Here is a 25,818-nt window from a genome sequence, read left to right as displayed (position 1 = left end):
TTCGCGATGGCTCAGCCAAGGGCTTTTTCGAGTTCCGGGACGACTTCAAACAGATCGCCGACGAGGCCGTAATCCGCGACCTGAAAGATCGGGGCATCGGCGTCTTTGTTGATGGCGACGATGATTTTCGAATCCTTCATACCGGCGAGGTGCTGGATGGCGCCGGAGATACCGAGTGCGATGTAGAGATCCGGCGCCACGACCTTGCCGGTCTGGCCGACCTGGAGGTCGTTCGGGGCGTATCCGGCATCGACGGCGGCGCGGGAGGCTCCGATGGCGGCATGGAGACGTTCAGCGAGCGGGCCGAGCACGTCACGGAAGCGGTCGGCGGAACCGAGGGCGCGGCCACCGGAGATGACGATTTTGGCGGAGGCGAGTTCGGGACGGTCGCTCTTTGTGACGGTTTCTTCCTCGAACCGGGTGCGCCAGGTGTTTTGTGGCACTGCGATGGTTTTGATTTCCGCCATGCCCTCGCCTGCGGGCGCGGGGTTGAAGGCAGATGTGCGGATGGTGAGAACTCTGACCGGATCAGCGGTTTTCACAGTTTCGATTGCGTTTCCGGCATAGATCGGCCGCTCGAAGGTGTCGGGAGTGATGACGCGGATGACGTCGGAGATCTGCATGACATCGAGGCGGGCGGCGACGCGGGGAAGGACATCCTTGCCGACGGATGTGGCGGCTGCGGCGATGGTGTCGTACTGACCGGCCAGTGAGAGGATGGTGGCGGCGAGTGGTTCGGCGAGATTGGCGGCCAGAGCAGGATCGTCAGCGACCAGGACAGTGCTGATACCCTCCAGTGTCGCGGCGGCTTCGGCAATGGCGCTGACACCGCTGCCGGTGACGAGAATATGGATGTCGTTGCCGGTCTGTTTCGCGGCGGTGAGGGCGCGGGCGGTGGCTTCGCTGAGGGTGTGATGGTCGTGATCGGCCAGAAGAAGAACGGTCATGAAGGGCTCCTGCGGAGGATCGGTCGGGGTGGTGTCAGAGGACGCCGGTCTGGCGGAGGTCGCTGACGAGTTCGGCGGCGGTGGACACGCGGATTCCGGCTTTGCGGGTTGCGGGTGGGCGGACGGCGATGACGGTAAGGCGGCGGGCGGTATCGACGCCGTAGTCGGCGGGGTTGCTGACGGTGAGAGGCTTTTTGCGGGCTTTCATGATGTTGGGGAGCGCGCAGTGACGCGGTTCGTTGAGGCGGAGATCGGTGGTGACGATGGCGGGCAGCGGGACTGAGAGGATTTGCAGGCCGGCATCGACTTCGCGGGTGACGCGCAGGCGGTCGCCTTCCACGCTGATGGCTGAGGCGAAGGTGGCCTGTGGCCAGTCGAGGAGCGAGGCGAGCATCTGGCCGGTCTGATTGCAGTCGTCATCGACGGCCTGTTTGCCGAGAATGACGAGGTCGGGTTTTTCCTGTTCGACGACCGCACGAAGAAGTTTCGCGATCGCGAGGGGCTCCGGGGAGTCCGCGGTTTCAATGAGGAGCGCGCGGTCAGCACCCATGGCCAGGGCCTGGCGCAAAGTATCCTGAGCTTTAGCGGGGCCTATGGAGACGACGACGATCTCTTCCGCCTGGCCGGCTTCTTTCAGGCGGACGGCTTCCTCGACGGCGATTTCGCAGAACGGGTTGATGGACAGGCGCATACCGGAAAGATCGACCCCGGTTTCGTCGGCGCGGACGCGGGGGCGGACATTGGCGTCGAGCACCATTTTCACAGGAACGAGGATCGTTTTCATTATTATTTTCTCTCGATTTATTCTGCCTGATTCAGAACAGTTCGGCGGGGAGCGCCATGATAGCGGCGCTGCCGGTGCCGATCTGGCTGGCAAGTGAGGCGGTCTGGGGAAGGATGCGGTCGGCAAAGAACTGTGCTGTTGCCAGCTTGCGGATTGCCTGGTCGCTGTTGTCACGGGTGGCCAGGGTCATTTTCAGCCAGAGCCAGCCGAAGCAGGTGAGCGCGAAGAGACGGAGGTAATCGACGGCGGCGGCATTGCGCTCTTCGGTGGAGGAGAGGTCTCCGTCTGTCAGGCGTTTTGTAACGGTTTCGAGGTGCGTGAAGGCATTTTGCACGGCATGACGGATCGAAGCCAGTTCCGGGACAGGCTCAGCTGTGTTGAGGGTTTTTCGAATCAGGCCGAACAGATGGGCGACGGGCTGGCCGTCATCGAGTGTGAGTTTACGAAGCACGAGGTCCTGGGCCTGGATGCCGTTGGTACCTTCGTAGATCATGGCGATGCGGGCATCGCGGACGTACTGTTCCTGGCCCCATTCACGGATATAACCGTGGCCGCCGAGGACCTGCTGGCCCTGCACGGTGGCTTCGAAGCCGAAATCGGTCAGGGCGGCTTTGATGACGGGGGTCAGGAGAGCGACGAGACCTGCGGCGGCGTGGCGCATGGCCGGATCGGGGTGGAATTTTTCCTTGTCCATTTCAAGGGCTGTGAAGAGGGTCAGGGCGCGGCCTGCTTCGATGAAGGCCCGCATGGACAGGAGCATGCGGCGGACATCGGGGTGTGCGATGATGGGGCTTGTCGTGTTGCTGTTCGGGGCGCGGCCCTGGAGCCGTTCGAGGGCGTAGGTTGCTGCTGTCTGGTATGATGCGTCTGCCACGCCAAGGCCCTGGACACCGACGAAAAGGCGTTCGGCGTTCATCATGGTGAACATGGCGGCGAGACCGCGATGCGGGGTTCCGATGAGCCAGCCCTGACTGCCGTCATAGTTCATGACGCAGGTAGGCTGGGCGTGGATGCCCATTTTGTGTTCGAGGGCGCCGACGGAAATATTGTTATGGACACCCGGTTTTCCGTCTCCTCTGACGAGGAATTTGGGGCAGAGGAACAGGCTGATTCCCTTTGTGCCGGCGGGGGCGTCCGGCAGGCGGGCCAGCACGAGGTGGATCACGTTTTCGGCCATGTCGTGATCGCCGGACGAGATGAAGATCTTTGTTCCGGTGATGGTGTATGACCCGTCGTCGCGGGGTTTCGCTGTGGTTTTCAGGAGACCCAGATCTGAGCCGGCATTGCTTTCTGTCAGTGCCATGGCACCGGTCCAGGTGCCTGCGATCATCTTTGGCAGGTAAAGCGTCTTCAGATTGTCTGTGGCGTGGGCTTCGATTGTCTCGACGGCGCCACGGGTCAGACCTGGAAAGAGGCCGAAGGAAAGGTTGGAGGCGGAGAGCATTTCGTCGACGAGGATCTGGATGGTGCGGGGCAGGCCCTGACCGCCGTAGTCGGGAGAGGCTGACAGGCCACCCCAGCCGGCTTCGGAGAAGGCATGATAGGCGGCGGCGAACCCTTTCGGGGTGATGACGGCGCCGTTTTCGAGGCGGCAACCTTCGACATCCCCTGTCATGTTCAGGGGATAGAGGATGTCCGAGCAGAAGCGTCCTGCTTCCTCCAGCACGCTCTGAATGGTGTCTTCATCCGTGTCGGCCTGTTCGGGCATGTCGGCGAAGACGGAGCGGACATCGAGAACGTCCCGGAGAAGAAACATCATCTCATCGACGGGAGCTTTGTAAGACGGCATGGTTCTGTCTCCTTCTTTTGAGAACGGGGATTCAGTTCCGGAGAGGTTTCCCGGTGGCGATCATCTGGCGCATGCGGTCGCGGCTCGGTTCGCTGAGAGCGAGGTCGAGGAAGTGCCGTGTGACGCGATCGGTGAGGTCGCTGGCGCTGACGGGATGTCCCGTGCCGGAGAGGATGTCGGCCAGGGCGTTGCCGATGGTGCGGTCATGGGGCGTAATCGCCGGGGCCAGGTCTTCGAGAGTGGTTTCGAGAACGTCACGTGACGGAAGGAAGAAGGTGGTATCGTCGGATCGGTGCGGTTCGGTGGCGAGGGCCAGCATACGGGCATCGGCGATGAGGCGGTCGGCATTCATGACGATACCGTCAGAGGGGCGCAGGAGATGTTCGGCACGGGCGGCGAAGGCGCAGGAGGCGGTAGCACCTTTGAGGACGCCACGGAGCACGGCGGTTGCGGCGTCTGTCGGGGAGAGACCGGCTTCCTTATGACGGAGCAGCCATTGTGCGATACCGGCCCAGCCCGGGAGCAGGCCGACCTGGGATTCGACCAGTCCGATCCTTGCTTCGGCATGGAGTGCCATTCTGTGCGTGTGTAGCAGGATTTCGCATCCGCCGCCGACGGCGAGGGCACTGGCGGCGCCGATGACGGGGAACGGAGCGCGGGCGATGGATGAGAAAACATGTTGTCCGTCAAGGAGGAATTCTCTGAGATCCTCTCTGTTGCCAGCCTCCGAGAGGGCGAGCATGGCTTTCAGATCGGCGCCTGCGCTGAAGACGGGGCCATCATTAGCGATGACGAGCGCGCGGAAATGCGTGGGAGTAAGAGCGAGGGCGGTCTGCACGGCGTCGAGCAGCGGGCCGGTAAACACATTGAGTTTGGTGTGAAATTCGAGCAGGCCGACGCCTTCGCCGATATCCCACAAGGTAGCGGCCTTATCGGACCAGACGGGTGTCCGGGTAAGGCGCAGACCGGGAAGCGTGATGACGCCAGCCGGTTGCGGGATGAGGGTGAAGTGGCCGGGCGGCGCGAAGACTTCGCGGGTGCCGTCGGTGACGCGGTAGAAGCCGGAGCTGGCGGTGCGGAGAAGGGGTGGAACAGGCTGGTTGTCACTGGCAAGATGCTCCGCGAACCAGGCGCCGCCCAGGCGGTCGATGAGCTCGAACGGGCCGGAGGTCCAGGCGTAGCCGAGGCGCATGGCCTCATCCACGAGGTCGGGACGGTCGGCAATATCCGGCACGAGAGCGGCAGCGTAGGCCAGAGTGCGGGACATGACGGCCCAGGCGTATTGCCCTTCGATGCTGTCAGAGTTCAGAAGCATGCTGACGTCGGCGGGGAGTGTCGGAGCGGGTTTTTGTTCGCGGTAATCGCCGGTGCGGAGGCAGATGACGTCGCGGGTGTGGCGGTCTTTGCTGACGCGGTAGAATCCGGCGCCGGATTTCCGTCCTTTCAGCCCGCGTTCAAGCAGTGTCGAAACCAGCGGAGGCTCGGCGGCATAAGCGTGGATGGCGTCGGTTTCGGGCAGATTATCCTGAAGTGAGCGGATCAGGCCGGGCATAAGGTCGATGCCGATGAGGTCGTAGAGACCGAAAATTCCGGTACGGGGTAGGCCGAAGGGTTTCCCCATGACGGCGTCCGCGGCCTCGATGTCGATGCCGAGGCGAAGGGCCTCACCGAGGCCGGCCGCGAGCCAGAAGCAGCCGATGCGATTGGCGATGAAACCTGGCGTGTCCTTGCAGGGGACGATGGTTTTTCCAAGAGCTATGGTGAGGAAAGAACTGATGCGGGCGATGGCGTCCGGGTGGGTACGAGGTCCGGCGACCATTTCCAGCAGGCGCATCTGGCGGGGTGGGTTGAAGAAGTGGGTGACGAGCATGCAGCCGGCCATTGCCGGGTCCATCTCCTGCACGAGATCAGCGAGCGGGATGGTCGAGGTGTTGGACGAGACGATGCAGCCGGGTTTCCTTACGGTCGCTATATCAGCGAACAGGGTGCGCTTGATATCGAGACGCTCAGCGACGGCTTCGACGATCCAGTCGCGGTCTGACAGCAGGGCGAGGTCGGTGCGGATGCTGCCTGTGCGAATGCGGGCGGCGAATTCGGGCAGCATGAAACCGCCTGCTTTGAGCTGTCGCTCCACGCCGGCGGCGGCGAGGGCCGGGTCGATGTCCAGGAGCAGGACATCGGCGCCGGCATTGGCCAGATGGGCTGCGATGCCGGAGCCCATGGTGCCGGCGCCGATGACGGCGCATTTCCGGATGGTTGTTGTGGATGAAGGCATTGTTTTGTCTGCCCTGTTACCGGGTTGCGTGCTGAGAGGCGTCTGTTTGTGCGGTCATGGTCTGCATCCGGCGATTCCCCTCGCTTATCTATCAAACACTTGTTAGATTTGATCTGGGGGTAGTTCGTTCGTGTTGTCGAGTGGAAAATGCAGGCACTTCGATCACAGGTGATTGAACGATCTGTCATCCTTGGAAGACACGCATTCCTGCTGCCGGGACACCGACTGGTTGCAAGGCGGCTGACTCGTTACAGTGCCGGAGAGATTGCCATGACACAGGATGGACCGACGATGTCAGAGGGTGCTGTTCACCGTGGCCGGGCGGCTTCGTCCGGTCAGCCGAAATCTGACACGCGGGCGGCCGGAAGCGGCGAGGCTTCTGTTGTGGAGCGGCGGGATGAAATTCTTGAAATTGCAGCGACGCTGTTTGCGGAGCGCGGATACAGGGCGACGTCGATCCGCGACATTGCTGAGCGGGCCGGGATGAAGGCGGGATCGCTTTATTATCATATCACCTCGAAAGAGGCTTTATTTGTCGAGATTCATGACAAGGCGCTGGATGCGGCGGCGGCGCGGGTCCGGGCGGTGATTGCCGGGTGCCGGTCACCCTGGGAGCGGCTGGAGGCGGCCTGTGTGGAGATGCTGGAGATACAGCTCAATCCTGAATCGCTGACGTTGCCGATCATGAACAATTTCCGGTCGGTTCCTGATGAGGTCAAAGACGCTCTGATCAGAAAACGCGATGAATTTGAAAGGATTTTTCGCGATATTATTGCAGCGCTGCCCCTCCCCTCCGCGATTGACCGGACCATCTATCGCATTCTGTTGCTGCGGCTGCTGAATACGGCGGATGAGTGGTATCGCGAAGGGAGGCTGACCCGGCCGGAAATTGCGGCTCAGATTGTGGGAATTTTCCGGCATGAGGCGGGGTGAGTGCCGGATAGTCCATGATCTTTCCGATCAGGGCGTGGAACAGCGAGGCTCCGGGCGCGATGCTTCATACGTCATCTTCATCCGTCCCGCCTTCCGACAGTTCATCTTCTGGCAACCCGTCTTCTGGCAGTCCGGCACCTGGCAGTTCGTCGGGATCGATAAGCTGGCGGGGGTCCAGAGCGCGCCAGTCACGTTCCATGGGGGTCGCGGGGCGTTCGACGAACTCGTTGAGTTCGGTGGACGATTTCCAGCCTTCCTCGCCGGCATCGAGCACTTCCGCATTTTCACCGTACGCGAACCAGGCGTTCAGCGTGTCGCGCGGCGTGGTGCTGGCGGACCGGCAGATTTCGATGCTGTCGCGGACATAGGCGCGGGCGAAGGCATTGGCGTGGGCGATGTCCAGAAAATTACGGATATCCTCGACGATGTTATCTTCCGCGCCGCCAGACAGGTCGAGGATACGGACTGTCCATCCGGTGTTCCCTTCCGGGGCTTCGGTGGCGGAGTCGTCCATTGCGTCGAAATCGTCTTCGATCGGGGGCATGTTTCTGGTCTCCGGATTTATGCCATGACAGGAAGTTTGTCGCCGGCTCTCGCGGGCTGGCGCCAGCGTTCGGGCTCTGGTTGTTTTACTGTTCAGGAGTGTTGGGGCCGCCGTCTGGCGGCCTCGGCGCGGCGGAAGGACGGGAGCAGGAATTCGCGGCCGATTTTCACGCTTTCCACGCCATCATAGGTCACGATATCGGCGGTGGCGTAGGTCTCGTTCCAGAGCTTCGGAATGAAGGAGCCGGTACCCACGACGTCGATCGGGGCGTTGGCGTCGGCCATACAGGCGCATTTGGTGACGCCGAAGCCGGAAGAGACGACGATGCGAACTTTGTCAAACCCGGCTTCATCCAGGGCTTCGCGCATCCGCCAGATGGCTGCTGCGGAGACGCCGGTTCCGATGAGGTTGCGGAGTTCGCTTTCGGAGCGGTAGCGGCGGATGGCTTCGGGGACATGGCGATCCACCACGGCGTAGGATTCCTGCGGGTCCAGGCCTTCGAGAAAACGACCGCCATGGGTGTCGAGCCGGACCGCGACCCTGCCGGCGGCGGCGAGTTCGGGGAAGCGTCGGCAGACGGAGAGCGCGTCGGTGATTTCCTTGCCGTAGTAATCAACCAGGACGACGAGATCGGTCTCCGGATAGGTTTCGTGAAACATTTCGGCGGCACGGAGGGTGGAGCCGGCATAACCGATCAGGGCGTGAGGCATGGTACCGAAGCCGTGGGTCTGGCCGAAGAAGGCGGCGGTGGCATCGTTCGCACCGCCGATGAAGCCGACGGCGCCCTGTTTCTGCGCGGCACGGCTGCCGACGGAGGCACCGTAGGCCATCAGTTCCTGCATTTCGTAACCGGCGCAGTGGCGGGCTTCCATGGCGAGGAACTGCGCTTTGGGCAGGGAGAGCGCCATCTGGTAGGCGCGGTGGGCGGCGACACAGGGGGGACCGAGTTTTTGCAGGACCAGGGTTTCGAGGTCGGCGAGGTGCGAAAAGAAGCCGGTGATGTAGAGCAGCGGCTCTCCGGCGCCCACCCATTCGCCTTCGGCGTGGGTGGTTTCAACGATGATTTCGATGCCGCGTTCGCGGGAGATGTTTTTCAGCCAGAGTTCGAGGATGGCCGTGGCGGAGAGCACCGGGCGGCGGATGAACACGGCGTAGGTGACGACACAGTCACCGAAACGGCTGACAATGGCCCGGGTGCGATTGAAATAACTGTCGGTACGGGCCGTGATGTCGGCGTCGGTGATGGGGGCGACAGTGGCGGCGGTGGCGACGCCGGGGGAGGCTTCTCCCGTCCGGGTTTCAGCCGGGACTGTGGACGGACCTGTCTCGCCGGATCTGGACATTTTTTTCCGTCCTTTTCTGTGTCACGCCTGTTGTGACAGCCGGTGTCATTACGCCGCAGGAGGTGTCAGGCTGGCAAGTCCGGGACCGGACGGTGCCAGCGCAACAGATCGTGACGGGCAGATCAGAGTCGGAACGTTGCCGACGGGACAGCGCGGACGCGGGTTGAGAGTTCCTCGGCCATGCGGAAGGCGAGTTCGAGCGACTGCTCCGCGTTCAGACGCGGGTCACAGAACGTCTGGTAACGGGCACCGAGATCGTCTTCGGTGAGATCGTGCGCGCCGCCAACACATTCGGTCACGTTCTGGCCGGTCATCTCGATATGGACGCCGCCTGGTGGCACTCCTTCGTTGGTCAGCACGTCGAAGAAGCCCTGCACTTCGTTCAGGATCGCCTCGAAGGAACGGGTCTTGATCATGTGCGAGGTCGAGATTGTGTTGCCGTGCATCGGGTCGCTGACCCAGGTGACTGTGCGGCCGGTGCCTTTCACCGCACGCACCAGCGCTGGCAACTGGTCGCGGATTTTCTCCGAGCCCATGCGCGAGATGAGTGTGATGCGGCCGGCTTCGTCGGTCGGGTTGAGGATTTCGAGCAGGCGTTCGAGGTCTTCGATCTGCGTGGTCGGCCCGACCTTGATGCCGATCGGGTTGCGGACGCCGCGCAGGAATTCGACATGGGCGCCATCAGGCTGACGGGTGCGATCACCGATCCACAGGAAGTGGGCTGAGCAGTCATACCATTCGCCGGAGGTGGAATCGATGCGGGTCAGCGCCTGCTCGTAGGGCAGGAGCAGGGCTTCGTGCGAGGTGTAGAACTCGGTTTCATCGATCTGCGGCGCACATTCGGCGTTGATGCCGCAGGCGCCCATGAAGGACAGGGTTTCATCGATTTTTTCGGCGAGCACACGGTAACGCTCGGCCAGCGGGGAGCGTTCGACGAAGCCGAGATTCCAGCGATGGACCTGGTGCAGGTTAGCGTAACCGCCGCGTGAGAAGGCACGGAGCAGATTGAGGATGCCGGCGGACTGGAAGTAGCCGGTTTCCATGCGCACCGGGTCCGGCACGCGGTCGGCGGAGGTGAAGTCCGGGCCGTTGATGATGTCGCCGCGATAGGACGGGAGGCTGACACCGTCTTTCGTTTCCGTGTCCGAGGAGCGCGGCTTGGCGAACTGGCCGGCCATGCGACCGATTTTCACGACCGGCACTTTGGCGCCGAAGGTCAGGACGACGGCCATCTGGAGCAGAACGCGAAAAGTGTCGCGCACGAAGTCGGCCGAGAATTCGGAGAAGCTTTCCGCGCAGGCACCGCCCTGGAGCACGAAGGCGCGACCGGCGGAGGCCTGCGCGAGATGGTTGCGCAGGCGACGGGCTTCACCGGCGAAAACCAGGGGCGGATAACGATGCAGGCGGGCTTCGACGGCGGTCAGCGCATCTTCGTCAGGATAGGTCGGCACCTGCCTGATGGGAAACGAGCGCCATGACTCCGGCGACCAGTTGACTGCCTTTGCGGCGGCCCGGGATGCGGAGGTCTGGCTGAGCGTGACACTCATTGTCGTTTCTTTCGTCCTTGCGGCGCGCCGTCGCGGGCGCGGAGTTTCGTGTCAGATAGAGAGGAATAACATCCCTGGCGCAGCCGGTTTCCGGCGGCGCGGGGCGGTTTTTATGCCGGAGTTCCACGGGGAATGCAAAAAGTGCGACGGACCGGCGCGGATGGCGGATTTCTGCGTTGCGACAGAGGTGCTTTTGAGTCGGCGGGACGTGCTCCTTATTCCTCTGGCGCAATCTGACGGAATGTAATGTTGAACCGGTTCTCGCCCGTCTCCGGATGGGATGAACGGGACAGCGGGGCGATGCCGTGAAAGACGAAGCGGGACGGGCCGCCCCAGACGACGACGTCACCGTGAGCGAGGCGCAGACGGCGGACGGGGTCGGAGCGGCGCAGACCGCCCCAGAGGAAAGTCGCGGCAACGCCGAGTGAGAGCGAGACGATGGGCATATGCGGGGCGTTTTCGTCGCGATCCTGATGCAGGGAGAGCCGGGCGCCGGGTTCGTAACAGTTAATGAGGCAGGACTGGAGAGGCGGCTTCGGGAAACCGGCGGCGGCTGTGGCGCGGCGTGAGATGGCGACAAAGGCATCCGGGAGCGGTGGCCAGGGGGCACCTGTTACGGGCGAGTGGGTGGTGTAGCGGTAGCCGTTTCGATCTGAGCACCAGCCAGATTCGCCGCAGGCTGTCATGGCGACGGACATCTGACGACCGCCCGGTGTTTCCATGCGTCGGAACGGCACGATGCGGGCGAGATCATGGATAGCGCGGATCAGAGCGGGTGCGTCGGGCAGCGCCAGGCCGGGAAAGAGAACGGCGCCTTCGGCGAGGGGGACGGGTTGTGTGGATGTCTGCGGCGCCGGGCGGGCCTGCGGGAGATCGAACAGATCGGCTGTCATGATGCGCCCCCTTCCCTTTCATTGTGTGACGGTTGGGATCATATGGGGGTGGATGCGGCATGTGAAAAGCTGCCCCGCGCGGAACGGGTGACACCGGCATAGCGGGATTTAATGCCCTGTTTTTTCTGTGACCGGTGTGCGAAACTGTCCGGAATTGAAACAACAGCCTGGTTTTCAGTCACTGCTGCAGGCTGTCCTTCGCTCTTTTCCCGGGGCGTCTTTTATTCAGAGAGTGGTTCTGATGGTTGCTTTCTCCCGTTTCAGCACTGTTGCCGTTCTGGCCGTCGCTTTGTCGGCTGGCCCGCTGGTCGGGGTTGCGTGTGCTGCTCCGAGCGACCCGCTGGCCGGGGCCGAAATGACGAATGGCGACCCGACCCGGCAGGATGGCGGAGCAGCGGGGGGCGTTCAGTCTCATCAGCACGAGCATCTGCGGGTTCGCGGACACCGTTCATTGCCGCCCGGATATCAGGACGCGCCGTCCATGGACATCGATCATGGCCCTGACCCGGAGCATCAGGAGCATGTAACCCGGGATTCCGTGACAGGAGCCAACCTGTCGCGCTTTGGGTCATCCTATCAGGATTCGGGACCGACAGGGACCGGTTCGCTGGGTGATTCGACGGGAAATGGCTGGGTGGCGCCGCGCTGATCATGCGGCGTTAAGGATTTCGGCGCCGCTGAACTTCCCTGGTCGGGGGTGTTGCGTTCCGGCGTCCGGCGGGGCATCCACTCTGGCGCGGTTTCCGGGCGAACTGTGGGGACAGGCTTCTGGTTTCGGTCAGGGGAATGTCTGGTGTTGTGTGTCGTGATCCCGGGCCGCGGGCGAGAGCCGTGTTGCCATCCTGAAGACATAGAGAACCGCATACGATGAGCCAGTTTCAGCTCCATGACAGCCAGCGGCGGACGACCGTTCCGTTTGTGCCGCTCGATCCGGAGCATGTGCGCGTCTATTATTGCGGTCCGACCGTCTATGATGTTCCGCATATCGGCAATCTGCGGGCGATGCTGACAGCGGATATTCTGATCCGTCTGCTACGACGGCTTTATCCGCGCGTGACGTTTGTGCGGAACATCACCGATGTCGATGACAAGATTACAGCCCGCGCGGCGGCGAACGGCGAGGACATTGGCAGCCTGACAGCGCGGACGACGGCGGAATTTCATGCTGGTCTGGCTGCGATGAACATGACGCCGCCGGATATTGAGCCACGGGCCACGCATAATATCGGCGAGATGCAGGCGATGATCGCCCGGCTGATTAAGCAGGGCCATGCTTATGAGGCGGAGGGGCACGTGCTCTTTTCCGTGGCGTCTTTTGCGTCTTATGGCGCGCTTTCGGGGCGTGATCCGGACGAACTGGTGGCCGGAGCGCGAGTGGAAGTCGCACCTTACAAGCGCGATCCGGGCGACTTTGTGTTGTGGAAGCCTTCCACGCCGGAGATGCCGGGCTGGGTCTCGCCCTGGGGTCGCGGACGTCCGGGGTGGCACATTGAATGCTCGGCGATGGCGCATCGTTATCTGGGCGAGAGTTTCGACATTCATGGTGGCGGATCGGATCTGCTGTTTCCGCATCATGAGAATGAGCGGGCACAGAGCCTGTGCTGCTTTCCGGGTGGAAAGTTTGCGAATTACTGGCTGCATAATGCGATGCTTCTCGTCGAAGGCGAGAAAATGTCGAAATCGCTTGGCAATTTCTACACGCTGTCCGATGTGCTGGATAAGGGACCGGTGGAGGCGCTGCGGCTGTTGCTGATGAGCGCGCAATATCGGTCGGTTCTGAATTTCACCTGGGCCGGGCTTGAAGAATCGCGACGGACGCTGGACCGGTTTTACCGGGCGCTGGAGACGGCGGGGGCTGTCGATGTATCGGGACGGGGGGTGCCGCAGGCGTTCCTTGAGGCGCTGTGTGACGATCTGAACACGCCGAAAGCGATTGCGGAGATGCATGTGCTGGCGACGGCGGCGCTGGCGGGTGATCGTGAGGCGGCGGCGGATCTGAAGGTTGCGGGCGGGATGATCGGGCTGCTGACACAGGAACCGGAGGTCTGGTTCCGTGGCGGCGCGGATGCGGGCGGGCCTGGAGAAGCGGAGATTGCGGCGCTGATTGCCGAGCGGCTTGCGGCGCGGAAAGCGAAGGATTTTGCCCGGGCGGATGAGATCAGGGCGCAGCTGACAGACCAGGGTGTTGTGCTGGAAGACGGCGCGGGTGGCACGACCTGGAGGCGGGCGTGACCGGCAAGGAAGGCGGAGCGCCGCTGGAGCCGATCGGGAACAGTCCGGTTGTGATTCTCGTGCGCCCGCAGATGGCGGAGAATATCGGCACGACGGCGCGGGCGATGGCCAATGGCGGGCTGTTTCACATGCGTCTGGTTGCGCCGCGTGACGGGTGGCCGCTGGAGCGAGCCTGGCGCACGGCCTCCGGGGCGGATCGGATTCTGGAGGCTGTGGAGGTGTTTGACACCGTGGATGAGGCGGTGGCGGATCTGCATCATGTTTATGCGACCTGCCCCCGGCCACGGCATATTATCAAGACGGTTCTGACCGCGCGCGGCGGGGCCGCCGAGTTGCGGGCGGCGACACGGCGGGGGCTGCGCGTGGGGCTGCTGTTTGGTCCGGAGCGGACCGGGCTGGACAACGAGGATATGGCGCAGGCGGACGGGCTGATCCGCTATCCGCTGAATCCGGGGTTCATGTCGCTGAATCTGGCTCAGGCTGTGATGGTGATGGCTTATGAGTGGTGGCTGACGGAAGACGACACGCCTCCCCGCGAGCTGATGACCAATGAGACGCATGTGGCGACGAAGGGCGAGCTTGAGAACTTCATGCGCCATCTGATTGCTGATCTTGACGCGTGTGGCTTTCTTCGGAACGAGCAGAAGAAGCCGGGTATGGTGCGGAATCTGCGACATTTTTTCACGCGCGGCGAGGTGACGGAGCAGGAGCTCCGGACATTGCACGGGGTGGTGACGGAGCTGTCTCATGGCCGGAAGATCCGGCAGGGCTGAGGAGACGGGCGCCGCTGCCGGGCATGGCCGCTACCGTTTATTTCTGAATAGCGCTTATGTTGTTTGAAAATATGATGGACCGATACGGGTTCGCACGGCGATCAAACGGGCGTACAAGAGTTCTGTTGTCCAACCACATGGCACCCTTCGGCGTTGTCTGACGGGAAGAACCAGGAGTGCGCTACAGATGTCTTCGCAGAAACCTTCATTGCGCGGAATGGCGCTGCTGAACGATGCCGAGCTCAATCATGGCACGGCTTATTCCGGGGAAGAGCGCAAGGCTCTCGGGCTGGAAGGGCTGCTGCCGCCGCGTGTTGAGACGATCGAGCGGCAGATCGAGCGGACGTTCCGGCATCTTGAGGCCAAGCCGGATGATCTGGAGCGTTATATTTATCTGAACTCTCTGGTCGATCGGAACGAGACGCTTTTCTATAAGGTTCTGCGTTCCGATCCCGCGAAGTTCGTTCCGATCATTTATGCGCCGACGCTGGCCAAGGCGTGCAAGCTGTTCAGCCATCTGTATCGCCGGCCACGCGGGATGTACATCACGCTGGAAATGAAGGGGCGGATTGCGGAGGTGCTGCGCAACTGGCCGGACAAGGAGGTCCGGACGATCTGCGTGACCACGGGCGGGCGTATTCTCGGGCTTGGTGACATCGGAGTGAACGGGATGGGCATCCCGATCGGCAAGCTACAGCTTTATACGGTCTGCGGTTCGGTCCCTCCCCGCTCGCTGCTTCCGATTCAGCTTGATATTGGCACGACGAATGCTGCGCTGCGGGCGGACCCGCTTTATCTCGGACTGCGCCGCGAGCCGCCGTCGGTTGAAGAGCTTGACATTTTTGTCGAGGAGTTTGTTGAGGCGGTTCAGGAGGTTTTTCCGGGCTGCTGTCTGCATTTCGAGGACTGGAAAGGCACGGACGCGCTGCGTTATCTTGCGAAATATCGCGATCGGGTATTGTGCTACAACGATGATATTCAGGGCACGGCGGCGGTGACGCTGGCGGGGCTGATCACGGCGCTGAAAGCGAAGGAAGAGAAACTTTCCGAACAGCGCTTCGTGTTTCTGGGCGCGGGATCTTCCGGGCTGGGCATTTCGGATCTTCTCGTCACGGCCATGAAAGCCGAAGGGCTGAGTGAGGAAGAAGCCTGCGCGCGGATCACGCTTCTGGACGTCAACGGGCTGATCGAGCCATCACGAACGGATCTTTCTGAAGAGCAGAAGCGGTTTGCGCATCCGGCTGAGCCGACGAAGGATCTGCTGAAGACGATCCGGCGAGTGAACGCATCGGTGCTGATTGGTGTTTCGACAGCGGGCGGCGCGTTTACGCAGGAGATTGTCGGAGAGATGGCACGGCTGAATGAGCGGCCGATCATCTTCTCGCTGTCTCTGCCGCTGACCAATGCGGAATGCACGGCGGAGCAGGCGTATCAGTGGTCTGGCGGGCGGGCGCTGTTTGCCGGTGGCCAGCAGTTTCCGAATGTGGAGATGGACGGCCGGACATTCTATCCGGGACAGGCGAACAATTTTTACATTTTCCCGGCGCTGGGTCTGGCGAATTACGCGACGCATCTGAAGATTATCACGGATGAGCTGATCATTGAATCGGCGCATGCGCTGGCGGATCAGGTGGACACGGTCTCGCTTGAGCGTGGGCGGCTGTTTCCGCCGCAGACGCAGATTATCGAGGTGGCGGTGACATCGGCGGTGCGGCTTGCGGAGTTTATCTTCGATCGTGGAATGGCGGGCGTTGAGCGACCGGACGATATCCGGGCGTGGATTGAGACACTGACTTACGATCCGGACTATTGACGGGCCGCGTCTTTATGATACGGGACCGGGCGTTTTATTCATATCCGATGTCGGGATCTGCACTTTGTCGCGCGCAGTGGCAAACGTGCCGGACAGGCTGGTCCCCCGGTTTATCCGTTTATATCCGAACCCGATGATGCCACGAAATGGCGCCACGGAATTCAGATGCACTTTTTCGTCTGTATCGCGGCCATCGGATAATATCCTCCGATACCGGCGGCCTCTGTTGAGGCGGTGACACTGTCTATGAAGTTTCGATAGTAATTATCATAGAAAGAGATGTTCGCTCCTCTTTCCAAGGTGCCGTATTTCGCACCGACTTCCCACCCACGACTTGTTTCCGGTTTGAGGTTCGGGTTGCCGACGCTGACATAGCTGCCGTTACCACCGTATGTCAGGTACAGTTCCGTGACTGATGGTGCACGGAAAGCCTGTGAATACTGGCCGTAAAGCACGAGGTCACGGGCTACGCGCGCTTCCGCCAGCACCTTTGGAGAAAAATGCGAACCGGAGGACGCGGCGGACTGGCCCATCCAGGCAGCGCTGGCGGCGTAGCCGGGTGTGGCTTGCGGATCGCGCCTATAGAAGTCAAAGCGGAAACCCGGAGTGAGGTGAAACCACTCGTTCCGTCCCATGCCGGACATCACGCCGGCACGGGTCGTCCGTTCGTGATTCCGCACGATCTTCCCGTAGCGGAAAAATGTGAAAACAGAGCGAAGGAATAACAACAATGTATATCGCGATGAATCGCTTCCGGGTGCATCCGGACAATGAGGACGCATTCCGCCGCAGGTGGCTGGACCGGGACGTTCTGCTGAAAACCGTTCCCGGGTTCGTTTCCTTTCAGTTTCTGAAGGGTCCGAAGCACGAAGACTTCACGCTTTATGCCTCTCACACGGTCTGGGAGTCGTTTGAAGCGTTTCAGGGCTGGACTCAGTCCGAACAGTTTCGGGCTGCGCATGCGAATGCCGGAGAAGGAAGAGCACTGACGGCGGGACCGCCTGTTTTCGAGGGATTTGAGGTGCTTCAGAACGTCTCTGCCTGAACAGCACGGTGAGGCTGTGTCCGCCGGTCAGATTCTGACCGGCGGTTTGCTGACTGGCTGACGGCGGTGCTGTGACACTTTGTCAGCAGCACCGTCGGGGGCGGTAATTGTCCAGATGGTCCACAATCGCGGTTAATGCCGCGATGCGTGTTTCATCTCCGCAGGTAAAGACATGTGTGCGGGCGCGGCGTTCCACGACAGTGGCGGCCACGTTGTCCATACGGGTCTCGCCTTGTCCGTTCAGAAGTTCTGTCACAGGACGATGTGAATGGACGGCGAGCCGGACAATCCGGAATGCCAGACAGTTGATGATCGATTCACTTTCAATGCGCCCGAATGCACTCTGGTGTCTGCCAAGTTGTGCGCAGGCTTCAGTGTATCTCTGTACTGTGCTCTGTTCGCAGGCAGCATGGAAATAACGCTGATGCCAGACGCTGGCCTGTCTGTGTTCCGCCTGAGCAAGGTGAAAATCCTTTTCTGCCCCGGCGTCATTCGCGATCCGCGCTCTTTCGCGACGTGCGGCGAGCCACATGCCTGCGAAATCAGATGAGGCGGAATCGTGCCAGACGGCATTCCCCTGCCCGGTCATGTACGCGAAGCGAAACTGGCGGTGCCCGTCCACTCCATAAAGTAACGGGCCGGATTCTGACGTCCCGCTGCGGCCGAGGATCACGACATGATCACGATCACCTGTCCGCATGTGGCGCTGCATTGTGAACACGTCATAGAGCGTTTCGTCTTCAATCGACTGTTCCAGATGAGACTTCACATAGTCCAGAAACACTGTCGGGCGAATTTCAAGAACACCTTTTGAGCAGAAATCAAAATTCCACCAGCGTGACATTTTCACGACGTGAAAAGCGAGTGCATTCCGAAGGGTAACCAGTCGCTGACAGGGCTTTCCGTGCTCGCACAGAAAATGCACACACTGGAACCGTGCGATGAGTTTATTGATCTGCCCGACAAACGGAAGAAACGGGTCCGCATAGGCGAGAATATCTTCCGGGCGGGACCGTTCGAGATGCCATTCGGAAGTAAAATCAGTTGAGGTACTCATGGCTGATGCTGCTCCTGCAGGATAGGCCCAGACGTCCTTCTTATTGCAAATGAGAGTTGATCGCAAATAAGATCAGCATGACATCATAAAAAAAGGCAGATCGCTGAGAGGCTGTTTCAAAGACTCTGTTCGCGTTACGTGCTGGCTCCTTCCCAAGGCTTTGCCCTGGAACCCACCAAAGGTCACAGACCTTTGGAAACCATTTTAATTAAACAGATCGCGGTGAAGGGGTCCGCGACCCCTTCCGGGTCCGGGCAGAGCCCAGTCGTTTGCTAACCCTTTGAAAAATCACAGATCAACACGTAACGACAACAGACCCTTTTGAAGCAGCCTCCGGGTCCGGTTATCTGTGGAGAAATGACGGCCTTCGCCCGGACAGGCTGTCAGAAAAGCACTTTTGGGAAAGACGGATTCCGGACCTGTCTTATTTTCCCGGCAGTTGTCGAAGACTGATTCCGGTTTTCAGGTCGGGAAGGAACATTTTGGGCGTGCCAACCCGCTGAGCGAGATAAATGCCGGTGTGACCGGACGTGAGGTAGGCGATGAAGCAGCCGGCGGCATAGTAGACCACGTCTGTGGCGCCGAAGAGCTCGACGGCCATGAAGGTGCAGGCAAGCGGCGTGTTGGCAGCTCCGGCGAAGACAGCGACGAAGCCGACTCCGGCAAGCAGGTCAGCGGGGACATGCAGGATCGGGGCCAGGGCGTTGCCGAGACCTGCGCCGATGAAGAAGAGCGGGGTGACTTCGCCACCTTTGTAGCCGCAGGCAAGAACGATGACGGTGAAGATAAGCTTCAGAGCCCAGCTCCATGGATAATGGGTGCTGCCAAAGAAGCTTACGATCGAGGCGGCTGCGGGATCCGGGTTTGTGACGCCGAGGCCGAGATACTCATGGGTGCCGGTGATCCACACGAGCAGAATGGTCAGGGTGCCGCCGATGGCGGGGCGGAGCCAGGGCTGCGGGCAGATCTGGCGGAAAACGGCGCCGAGACGGTGGACGCTTTCAGCGAAGGAGCGTGCAGCGAAGCCGAAAGCGATGGCGGCCACACCTGTTTTGCAGAGAAGCAGGGCATTGACGTGAAACACCGAGCCGTCCGCGGCCGGGATACCGCGAAAACCAACATGGTAAGCCGTGTGATGGATGCCCCAGGCATGACAGGTCCAGTCCGCGACGATGGACGCGACGGCGACGGGAAGCAGGGCGGCGTAATCGAGGCGACCGAGTGTGAGGACTTCGAGAGCGAAGATGGCACCTGCGACGGGCGTTCCGAAGACGGCTCCGAAGCCTGCTGCGATGCCAGCAGTAAGCAGAAGGCCGGTGCTGCGGGTATCGAGGCGGAAAAGCTGTGCGAAGCCGCTGGCGAGGCTGCCGCCGATTTGCACGGCGGTACCTTCTCGCCCGACGGAGGCGCCAAAGAGATGGCTGATGACAGTACCGAACAGGACGAGGGGGGCCATTCTGAGTGGCACGCCGCCGCCGGGCTCATGGATCTGGTCGATAATAAGATTATTACCGCCTTCCGAGCGGCTGCCGATGCGCTGATAGAGGGCGGCGACAGCCATGCCGGCGCACGGGAGGCCATAGAGAATGGCGGGATGAGCGAACCGGCCGCTCGTGACGACCTCTAGGAGCCACAGGAACAGGGCCACAAGGGAGCCTGCACAGATGGCCATGGGAACGAGGATGATGGCCCAGCGGGTTGCGGTGAATGTAATGTGCGCGGTGTTCTGAAGAGAGCGCTGCCATGCGGGCATTGAATCGGACTCCTGGCATCATGCTTCCTGCGAAGCGATTGTGTCAGGAATCATCAGCTCCGGTGAGAGCGGTTTGACCCGGTCCGGGTCCGGCAGAATCCATTGCCGTATGATCTGCACTACAGGCGAAAGGGCGGGGCGCTGTCAACCGGACAGGGTTCCCCTGCCCTCCTGGAAGGCTCTGTTCGTGTTAAGAGGCTGTTTCAAAAGCCTCACTGCTGAGCGAGAGTGCTCCTGATGGGCGTGACCGGCGTGTGTTTTTGAGCGCCCGGGCAGAGTCCTGTCTTTCGCTAATTCTTAAAAAACCTTCAGTACGTAACGCGAACAGAGTCTTCCGAAAGCCAGGATGTGAGCGGTCGTTTTGTCGGCTGATGTGAACGACCGGAAACAGACCATATCCTGATCAGGCATGGTGCGACCGCGACAGTCTGGCGGTCAGTTTGCCGAGAATGGTTTTGAAGGCGATGCGTTCATGAGTGTTCAGGCAGCCGAACCAGAGCAGAGCATAATAAAGCGGTGGAATGACGATTGCGACCAGCAGAGCGGGTTGCACGGGTATGTCGATGAGAGCCAGACCCAGGCTTGCGAAGGCTGCGGCAACGATGGGAAAGGTACGAACGATACCGGTGCGCAGAGGTTTATAGAGAGTCATGCAGATGAGCATGCGGATGTGCACATCGATAAAACCGCGCAGAGCCCAGGCTACGGCGGCTCCGACGATACCGAAGGCTTTTACGCACAGGAAAAGTAGCGGCAGGTAGACAAAGAGTTCACCGATGGAGAGTTTGGCGCTTGTATCGGGGCGACCGATGGCATCGAGAAATCCGGCACTGATCGTGTCGATGGCCGAGGCAAAAACACCAAGGCAGAGCAGCTTCATGATCAGGGTGCTGTTCGCGGCGAAGACCGGATCGATCCAGAGAGTCAGGAACGTATGACTGAAGAGGGCTGTTCCGAAGCAGACCGGGAACATGAGGGCGCTCATGGTGAGCATGCTGGTGCGGAAGAGTTCGACTGTGGCGGGAATGTCGTTTCGCCAGGAAGCCGCGAAAGCGGGATAGGCTGAGCCGGCGACGGCGTTGGTGAGGATGGAGAAGCGGCTGACGACATCAAGCGGCGTTGTATAGAAGCTGGTGGCAGCAACCGAGACGACGCTGGCGATCACGAAGCGATCAAAATACATCAGAATGGGAAAGGCGAGGTTGGAGACGGTCATCCAGCCGCCGATGCGAAGCAGCGGCCTGAGCAGGTGCAGCCGGAAGTTCGCGGTTTTCAGATTGGGCATCAGGTTCAGGCAGACCCGCAGATAGGCCACGGTCATCCACAGGCGACATGCGGCAAGCGAGAGCATGACGCCGACAAGACTGTTCCAGAACAGCAGAACGAGGAGCGGCCCGAGATAGTACATGATCGAGATCGGGATGCTCATGAGATTGACTGTGCGGAACGCCTGGTAGGCGGACATGATTCCCCACATGGCGGCGTTGACCATGACGAACGGAGCGGTCGCGCAGAGCACCCAGAGAGAAAGTTTGGTTTCCCATTCCAGTTCAGGGGGAACCTTCAGGCCGTTATGCACCCAGATCTGCACGGCAATGGCGGCCAGGATGCCGCCGATGATCCCGATGACACCGAGCACGATGGTGCCTGTCAGGGAGAGGTCGGCGACGGAATCCCTGTCGGAATCATTGGTGACGCGATCGGCGATGGCACGGGTCAGGGCGCGACCAAGTCCGAGATCGAAAATGCCGAAAGAGCCGACGAGGCTGAGAGCGATGGTGAAGATGCCCCAGCGGGACAGGCCCATCAGATGGATCAGCTTCGGGGTTACCAGAAGGGCCACGAGAACGGGGGCGACCCGTCCAAGGATATTCCAGCCGGTATTGGAGAGGATGTGGTGAGGTTTGACGGCGCCGGGCGCGGGAGACGTCATATACGTTCGGATCCTGCTGGCGATGGTTGCATCCGGAGCAGACTCAGACGCAACGGAAGCCGGTTATGTTCATAACAACAGGGCCCCGTCAGTCGTTCTTTCCCACATGGCTTTCACCCGGACCAGGTAAAAGCCAACTGAGAAAGTCAGTGGCATGGACTTGCCAGAGGTGACCGGACGGCAAAGAGACCGACCCGGTCCTGACCAGGGGATGCGGGAAGACGGTATCGGACCACCTCCCTGCCCCTTGCTGTTCCGCTTCTTACGGAAGGATTTCCGTCTCGGCGAAGAAGAAGCGAATCTCGTTTGCGGCATTCTCGGCGCTGTCGGAACCGTGCACGGAATTGGCTTCGATGCTCTCGGCGAACTGGGCGCGGATGGTGCCGGCGTCAGCCTTTTTCGGGTCGGTGGCGCCCATGACTTCGCGGTTCTTCGCGACGGCACCTTCGCCTTCGAGGACCTGGATGACAACCGGGCCGGAGGTCATGAAGGAGACGAGATCGCCATAGAACGGACGCTCCATGTGCACGGCGTAGAACGCGCCCGCCTGGGCGGGGCTGAGCTGCGCGCGCTTCTGGGCGACGATGCGCAGGCCGCTGTCTTCGAATACGGCGTTGATCTTGCCGGTCAGGTTGCGGCGTGTTGCGTCCGGCTTGATGATGGAGAGTGTGCGTTCAACAGCCATTGGTCGGCTCCTCACTATCGTTATCTGTCCGGACAGGCCGGAACGGATCGCGGGCCATAACGGCCCGCGGGCAGCGATCATCTAGAGCATTATTGTCGCGACGGGTAGGGCTTTACGCAAGCGGGTGCTATTGCGGGGCGGCGCTGGCCCGGTTTCGGTTCCGCGCACCCTGTTCGAGACGAGCTGTAGTGAGACTTTCGTGAGCCTTCTTGGCATTACCGACCTGACCCTTCGCATTGCCGGCCGGACGCTGCTGGACCAGGCAAGCCTTTCGATCGAGCCAGGGCGGAAGGTGGGGCTGGTTGGCCGCAATGGTGCGGGGAAATCAACGCTGCTTGGCGCCATTGCCGGCGACATTCAGCCGGATGGTGGTGACATCCGGCTGTCTTCGCGGGCGCGGATGGGACGGGTGAAGCAGGAGGCGCCGTCCGGGCCGACATCGCTGATTGACACGGTTCTGGCGGGTGATCTGGAACGGGCCACGTTGCTGACTGAAGCTGAAACGGCGACTGATCCTCAGCGGATCGCGGAAATTCACGAGCGGCTCGGAGCGATCGACGCAGACAGCGCGCCGGCGCGGGCGGGCAGTATTCTGGCGGGTCTGGGGTTTGATGCGGCGGCGCAGCTTCGGCCGGTATCGGACTTTTCCGGCGGCTGGCGGATGCGTGTGGCACTGGCGACGGCGCTGTTTCTTGAACCCGATCTGTTGCTGCTCGATGAACCGACGAACCATCTCGATCTTGAAGCGACGCTCTGGCTTGAGGGATGGTTATCGCGGTTTTCGGGTGCGGCGCTGATTGTCAGCCATGATCGGGGACTGCTCGATTCCTGCGTGGATGCGATCGCACATCTGGACAAGGGCAAGCTGTCGCTGACGCCGGGCGGATATGAGGAATTTATCCGTATCCGCACCGAGCAGGCGTTGCAGCAGGCCAGGGCGGCGGAGAAGATCGCGGCGCGGCGGGCGCATATGCAGTCGTTTGTGGATCGCTTCCGGGCGCAGGCGACCAAGGCGCGGCAGGCCCAGGCGCGGATCAAGGCGCTGGAGAAGCTGCCTGTGATCGAGAGCGTCGTGGAAGATACGCCGACACAGTTCTCGTTTCCGGAGCCGCAGGAACTGCCGCCGCCGATGCTGACGATGGAGCATGTGACGGCGGGATATGGCGACCGGGTGATTCTGTCCGACCTGTCGCTTCGGCTGGATATGGAAGACCGGATTGCTCTGCTGGGCGCGAATGGCAACGGTAAATCGACCTTTGCGAAACTGGTCGCGGGGCGGCTGGAGCCGATGTCCGGGACGATCGCACGCAGTACGCGACTGAAGGTTGGCTATTTTGCCCAGCATCAGGCGGAAGAGCTTGTGATGGACGAGACGCCGATTCAGCACATGGCGCGGGCATTGCCGAAAGCGGCGCCGACGGAAGTGCGATCACAGCTGGCGCGATTCGGGCTGAACGCGTCGAAGGCCGAGACGCAGGTGTCGCAGCTTTCGGGCGGTGAGAAGGCACGGCTCCTGCTGGCGCTGGCGACGCGGGATGCGCCGCAGTTGCTGATCCTTGATGAGCCGACCAACCATCTTGACCTGGATGCGAAGGATGCGCTGGTGCGGGCGCTGTCGGAGTTTCAGGGGGCTGTGCTGCTGATCAGTCACGATCCGCATCTGGTGGAGATGGTAGCTGACCGGTTGTGGCTGGTCGGAGATCAGAAAGTCACGCCGTTTGACGGCGATATGGCGGAGTATCGGGTCTGGCTGATTGAACAGTCGCGGGCTGCGACACGGGCTGCGAGCGGGAAACAGGTTGAGGGCACGTCTGCCGGGCGCAAAGAGGATCGGCGGGAGCGGGCTCAGGCCCGTAAGGCTCTGGCGCCGCTGCGCAAGCGGGTGAAGGATGCGGAAACGCGGGTGACGAAGCTGGGTGTGGACTGTGCCACACTGGAAGCGAAGCTGGCTGATCCGGGACTGTATGTAGACGGCGGTGCCGATGAAGTGACGCGGCTGACGACGAAGCTGGCGGGGCTTCGTCGGGATGAGGAAAAGGCCGAAGCCGACTGGTTCGCGGCGCTGGCGGAACTGGAAGAGGCCAGTGGTGGCGAATGAGGCACGATCGGAATCAGGATGTACTGTCTTTTCCACCTGTTGTTCCGATGGCTGCAAGCTCCGTTTTATCGTCCGGATAATAAGTCCTGCGCCTGGTCGGAATCGCTAAAATTATGCAAATACGATTTACCGGATTATGCAGAGGCTCTACTTAGTTTCGGAAGAGATTCTGATCAGGACCTGTTGTTCTGGCCGATATATCGGGTCTGACCGATATTGTACGGGCAGGTTTCTGTGCGGAACAGTCCGGGCGAAGGTATAACGGTTCTGTATTATGGAAATTGTGGATACAAAACAGTCTGACATCCTTAAGGACTGGTCGCTTGACAGGAAATGGCTGTCAGAATTTGAGGCCCGCCTGGACAGCATAGAAGTCGTCACTTTCGACGTTTTCGATACAGCTCTGACCCGCACGCTTGATACGCCGGTTGATGTATTTGCTCTGATCGAAAAGCGCCTTACGGACGCGCATGGAGCGATGTTCGCCGGTTATGCGGTGAAACGTGAGGACGCTGAAAAAACGGCGCGGCACAAAGCCGGCGCCTGCGGTCGGAGAGAAATCGGATTTGATGAAATTCTGGACGTTCTGCTGTCCGAAAATCGCTGTTTTTGTTCGTTTCGACAGGTCCTTGCGGATACGGAATTTGAGGCGGAACGGGATGTCTGTTTCGCGGTGCCGGAGATTAAAGCGGCTGTCCGGATCTGCATAAAACGTGGTATTCGCGTTCTGTTCGTTTCCGATATGTATCTTCCTGAATGTGTTATCCGCGATCTGCTCGAACGTGTGGGCTATGCCGTCCCGGATCTTCTGGTGTCCTGTGAAACCGGCTGCGTCAAATCGGATGGCACGCAGTGGCCTGTTGTGCGAACAGTCACGGGACAGAATTCCCGCGTTCTTCACATTGGCGACAATGAATGGAGCGACGGCGTTAAGGCCCTCGAAGCCGGTTTTGAGGTACTGATTTTTGAACGCGCCCGTTCAGATCATCGTCGTGGCGGCCCGCTTACACCAGACATTCTGCCGTTCTCCCGCCTGTTGCGGGCCACGATGCTGTCAGCAGCCCCCGGGGCCGGACACCCTGACTGCACGGTTCAGCCACCGGACAGGACAATGGCACGTCTTGGCGCATCATGGGGAGCCATTGTGGCGGGAAGCTACGTGCGCTGGATTGCAGCGCGCGCCAGGACAATGGGGCTGACACATATTTATTTCTGTGCGCGTGACGGATGGCTGGTTCAGCGTGCGTGGCAGGCAGCAGGTTTAGTGTCTGACCGAAAATGAGTTGAGTGATTTCAGCGGGTTATGATTCATGGGTTTGCGATAACCTGATGAGATCAAGATGGCCTGGACTGAAATCACCCGAGCGCAGTATC

The 25,818-nt window shown here is 60.9% G+C and carries 21 protein-coding genes and 1 riboswitch; of the genes, 8 read left to right on the top strand and 13 right to left on the bottom strand.

Annotation, left to right across the window (positions count from 1 at the left end):
- Positions 1-11 precede the first annotated feature (11 nt).
- Genes GOB85_RS06240 through GOB85_RS06225 form a run of 4 tightly spaced genes read right to left on the bottom strand, consistent with a single transcriptional unit; the run spans position 12 to position 5,795 of the window.
- Entirely contained in the window at positions 12-947 is a 936-nt protein-coding gene (locus GOB85_RS06240; RefSeq protein WP_173576744.1) for an electron transfer flavoprotein subunit alpha/FixB family protein, read from the bottom strand.
- 34 nt (positions 948-981) lie between these two features.
- A complete protein-coding gene (locus GOB85_RS06235) occupies positions 982-1,731 on the bottom strand; it encodes an electron transfer flavoprotein subunit beta/FixA family protein (RefSeq protein ID WP_173576745.1) in 750 nt (249 codons plus the stop codon).
- 31 nt (positions 1,732-1,762) lie between these two features.
- On the bottom strand, positions 1,763-3,520 hold the full coding sequence (locus GOB85_RS06230; protein ID WP_173576746.1) for an acyl-CoA dehydrogenase: 1,758 nt from the start codon (positions 3,518-3,520) through the stop codon (positions 1,763-1,765).
- A 31-nt stretch (positions 3,521-3,551) separates the two neighbouring features.
- Positions 3,552-5,795 (bottom strand): 3-hydroxyacyl-CoA dehydrogenase/enoyl-CoA hydratase family protein, encoded by a 2,244-nt coding sequence (locus GOB85_RS06225; protein WP_173576747.1) that lies wholly within the window; start codon positions 5,793-5,795, stop codon positions 3,552-3,554.
- 270 nt (positions 5,796-6,065) lie between these two features.
- Here GOB85_RS06225 and GOB85_RS06220 point away from each other — a divergent pair, with 270 nt between their 5' ends.
- On the top strand, positions 6,066-6,728 hold the full coding sequence (locus tag GOB85_RS06220) for a TetR/AcrR family transcriptional regulator (RefSeq protein WP_242011320.1): 663 nt from the start codon (positions 6,066-6,068) through the stop codon (positions 6,726-6,728).
- 64 nt (positions 6,729-6,792) lie between these two features.
- Here the strand turns inward: GOB85_RS06220 and GOB85_RS06215 are convergent, their stop codons facing one another.
- The 4 genes from GOB85_RS06215 to alkB form a co-directional block, all read right to left on the bottom strand.
- Positions 6,793-7,242 carry a hypothetical protein gene (locus GOB85_RS06215; RefSeq protein WP_173576778.1) on the bottom strand — a complete coding sequence of 150 codons (450 nt, stop codon included), beginning with the start codon at positions 7,240-7,242 and terminating at the stop codon, positions 6,793-6,795.
- Between the two features lie 122 nt (positions 7,243-7,364).
- Positions 7,365-8,615 carry a nicotinate phosphoribosyltransferase gene (locus tag GOB85_RS06210; RefSeq protein ID WP_194298694.1) on the bottom strand — a complete coding sequence of 417 codons (1,251 nt, stop codon included), beginning with the start codon at positions 8,613-8,615 and terminating at the stop codon, positions 7,365-7,367.
- A 122-nt stretch (positions 8,616-8,737) separates the two neighbouring features.
- Positions 8,738-10,162 (bottom strand): class II 3-deoxy-7-phosphoheptulonate synthase, encoded by a 1,425-nt coding sequence (locus tag GOB85_RS06205; protein ID WP_173576748.1) that lies wholly within the window; start codon positions 10,160-10,162, stop codon positions 8,738-8,740.
- Positions 10,163-10,377: 215 nt separating this feature from the next.
- Positions 10,378-11,055, bottom strand: coding sequence for a DNA oxidative demethylase AlkB (alkB, locus tag GOB85_RS06200; protein ID WP_173576749.1), 678 nt, complete (start codon positions 11,053-11,055; stop codon positions 10,378-10,380).
- 241 nt (positions 11,056-11,296) lie between these two features.
- On the opposite strand from alkB, the gene GOB85_RS06195 reads away from it, so the two are divergent.
- From GOB85_RS06195 to GOB85_RS06180, 4 genes are all read left to right on the top strand, one after another.
- A complete protein-coding gene (locus tag GOB85_RS06195; protein ID WP_173576750.1) occupies positions 11,297-11,704 on the top strand; it encodes a hypothetical protein in 408 nt (135 codons plus the stop codon).
- Positions 11,705-11,922: 218 nt separating this feature from the next.
- Positions 11,923-13,287, top strand: a complete 1,365-nt coding sequence (gene cysS / locus GOB85_RS06190) for a cysteine--tRNA ligase (RefSeq protein WP_173576751.1) — start codon at positions 11,923-11,925, stop codon at positions 13,285-13,287.
- Positions 13,284-14,060, top strand: a complete 777-nt coding sequence (locus GOB85_RS06185) for an RNA methyltransferase (RefSeq protein ID WP_173576752.1) — start codon at positions 13,284-13,286, stop codon at positions 14,058-14,060. Before cysS ends, GOB85_RS06185 begins: the two co-directional genes overlap by 4 nt.
- A gap of 187 nt (positions 14,061-14,247) precedes the next feature.
- Positions 14,248-15,873 (top strand): NAD-dependent malic enzyme, encoded by a 1,626-nt coding sequence (locus GOB85_RS06180; RefSeq protein WP_173576753.1) that lies wholly within the window; start codon positions 14,248-14,250, stop codon positions 15,871-15,873.
- Positions 15,874-16,034: 161 nt separating this feature from the next.
- Here GOB85_RS06180 and GOB85_RS19190 read toward each other — a convergent pair whose 3' ends face one another.
- Entirely contained in the window at positions 16,035-16,553 is a 519-nt protein-coding gene (locus GOB85_RS19190; RefSeq protein ID WP_408737043.1) for a TonB-dependent receptor domain-containing protein, read from the bottom strand.
- Between the two features lie 50 nt (positions 16,554-16,603).
- Between GOB85_RS19190 and GOB85_RS06170 the strand changes: the two genes are divergently transcribed.
- Positions 16,604-16,918: an antibiotic biosynthesis monooxygenase family protein gene (locus GOB85_RS06170; protein WP_173576754.1), complete on the top strand. Its 315-nt coding sequence runs from the start codon at positions 16,604-16,606 to the stop codon at positions 16,916-16,918.
- Between the two features lie 82 nt (positions 16,919-17,000).
- Here GOB85_RS06170 and GOB85_RS06165 read toward each other — a convergent pair whose 3' ends face one another.
- The 4 genes from GOB85_RS06165 to ndk all read right to left on the bottom strand — a co-directional run bounded on the left by GOB85_RS06165 (position 17,001) and on the right by ndk (position 22,346).
- Positions 17,001-17,975 carry a hypothetical protein gene (locus GOB85_RS06165; protein WP_173576755.1) on the bottom strand — a complete coding sequence of 325 codons (975 nt, stop codon included), beginning with the start codon at positions 17,973-17,975 and terminating at the stop codon, positions 17,001-17,003.
- A gap of 424 nt (positions 17,976-18,399) precedes the next feature.
- Positions 18,400-19,728: a voltage-gated chloride channel family protein gene (locus GOB85_RS06160; RefSeq protein ID WP_173576756.1), complete on the bottom strand. Its 1,329-nt coding sequence runs from the start codon at positions 19,726-19,728 to the stop codon at positions 18,400-18,402.
- Positions 19,729-19,765: 37 nt separating this feature from the next.
- Positions 19,766-19,844: riboswitch (Fluoride riboswitch) on the bottom strand.
- A gap of 287 nt (positions 19,845-20,131) precedes the next feature.
- A complete protein-coding gene (locus GOB85_RS06155; protein ID WP_173576757.1) occupies positions 20,132-21,661 on the bottom strand; it encodes a flippase in 1,530 nt (509 codons plus the stop codon).
- Between the two features lie 262 nt (positions 21,662-21,923).
- The gene (gene ndk / locus GOB85_RS06150; RefSeq protein ID WP_173576758.1) at positions 21,924-22,346 is read right to left on the bottom strand and encodes a nucleoside-diphosphate kinase; all 423 of its coding nucleotides are present in this window, start codon (positions 22,344-22,346) and stop codon (positions 21,924-21,926) included.
- Positions 22,347-22,545: 199 nt separating this feature from the next.
- Between ndk and GOB85_RS06145 the strand changes: the two genes are divergently transcribed.
- Together GOB85_RS06145 and GOB85_RS06140 are read left to right on the top strand one after the other, a co-directional pair.
- A complete protein-coding gene (locus GOB85_RS06145; RefSeq protein WP_173576759.1) occupies positions 22,546-24,444 on the top strand; it encodes an ATP-binding cassette domain-containing protein in 1,899 nt (632 codons plus the stop codon).
- 274 nt (positions 24,445-24,718) lie between these two features.
- Positions 24,719-25,726 (top strand): hypothetical protein, encoded by a 1,008-nt coding sequence (locus GOB85_RS06140; protein ID WP_173576760.1) that lies wholly within the window; start codon positions 24,719-24,721, stop codon positions 25,724-25,726.
- Positions 25,727-25,818: the final 92 nt, after the last annotated feature.

It is taken from the genome of Acetobacter fallax (genome assembly GCF_011516735.1).
Taxonomy (GTDB): Bacteria; Pseudomonadota; Alphaproteobacteria; order Acetobacterales; family Acetobacteraceae; genus Acetobacter; species Acetobacter fallax.
The sequence above is the reverse complement of the archived record's forward strand: the minus strand, read 5'-3'. Positions and strand labels throughout refer to the sequence as shown.

What these genes read in the sequence shown, in the direction of transcription:
- GOB85_RS06240 (WP_173576744.1), bottom strand. Translation starts at nt 947, where the DNA reads ATGACCGTTCTTCTTCTGGCCGATCACGACCATCACACCCTCAGCGAA.
- GOB85_RS06235 (WP_173576745.1), bottom strand. Translation starts at nt 1,731, where the DNA reads ATGAAAACGATCCTCGTTCCTGTGAAAATGGTGCTCGACGCCAATGTC.
- GOB85_RS06230 (WP_173576746.1), bottom strand. Translation starts at nt 3,520, where the DNA reads ATGCCGTCTTACAAAGCTCCCGTCGATGAGATGATGTTTCTTCTCCGG.
- GOB85_RS06225 (WP_173576747.1), bottom strand. Translation starts at nt 5,795, where the DNA reads ATGCCTTCATCCACAACAACCATCCGGAAATGCGCCGTCATCGGCGCC.
- GOB85_RS06220 (WP_242011320.1), top strand. Translation starts at nt 6,066, where the DNA reads ATGACACAGGATGGACCGACGATGTCAGAGGGTGCTGTTCACCGTGGC.
- GOB85_RS06215 (WP_173576778.1), bottom strand. Translation starts at nt 7,242, where the DNA reads ATGGACGACTCCGCCACCGAAGCCCCGGAAGGGAACACCGGATGGACA.
- GOB85_RS06210 (WP_194298694.1), bottom strand. Translation starts at nt 8,615, where the DNA reads ATGTCCAGATCCGGCGAGACAGGTCCGTCCACAGTCCCGGCTGAAACC.
- GOB85_RS06205 (WP_173576748.1), bottom strand. Translation starts at nt 10,162, where the DNA reads ATGAGTGTCACGCTCAGCCAGACCTCCGCATCCCGGGCCGCCGCAAAG.
- alkB (WP_173576749.1), bottom strand. Translation starts at nt 11,055, where the DNA reads ATGACAGCCGATCTGTTCGATCTCCCGCAGGCCCGCCCGGCGCCGCAG.
- GOB85_RS06195 (WP_173576750.1), top strand. Translation starts at nt 11,297, where the DNA reads ATGGTTGCTTTCTCCCGTTTCAGCACTGTTGCCGTTCTGGCCGTCGCT.
- cysS (WP_173576751.1), top strand. Translation starts at nt 11,923, where the DNA reads ATGAGCCAGTTTCAGCTCCATGACAGCCAGCGGCGGACGACCGTTCCG.
- GOB85_RS06180 (WP_173576753.1), top strand. Translation starts at nt 14,248, where the DNA reads ATGTCTTCGCAGAAACCTTCATTGCGCGGAATGGCGCTGCTGAACGAT.
- GOB85_RS06170 (WP_173576754.1), top strand. Translation starts at nt 16,604, where the DNA reads ATGTATATCGCGATGAATCGCTTCCGGGTGCATCCGGACAATGAGGAC.
- GOB85_RS06165 (WP_173576755.1), bottom strand. Translation starts at nt 17,975, where the DNA reads ATGAGTACCTCAACTGATTTTACTTCCGAATGGCATCTCGAACGGTCC.
- GOB85_RS06160 (WP_173576756.1), bottom strand. Translation starts at nt 19,728, where the DNA reads ATGCCCGCATGGCAGCGCTCTCTTCAGAACACCGCGCACATTACATTC.
- GOB85_RS06155 (WP_173576757.1), bottom strand. Translation starts at nt 21,661, where the DNA reads ATGACGTCTCCCGCGCCCGGCGCCGTCAAACCTCACCACATCCTCTCC.
- ndk (WP_173576758.1), bottom strand. Translation starts at nt 22,346, where the DNA reads ATGGCTGTTGAACGCACACTCTCCATCATCAAGCCGGACGCAACACGC.
- GOB85_RS06140 (WP_173576760.1), top strand. Translation starts at nt 24,719, where the DNA reads ATGGAAATTGTGGATACAAAACAGTCTGACATCCTTAAGGACTGGTCG.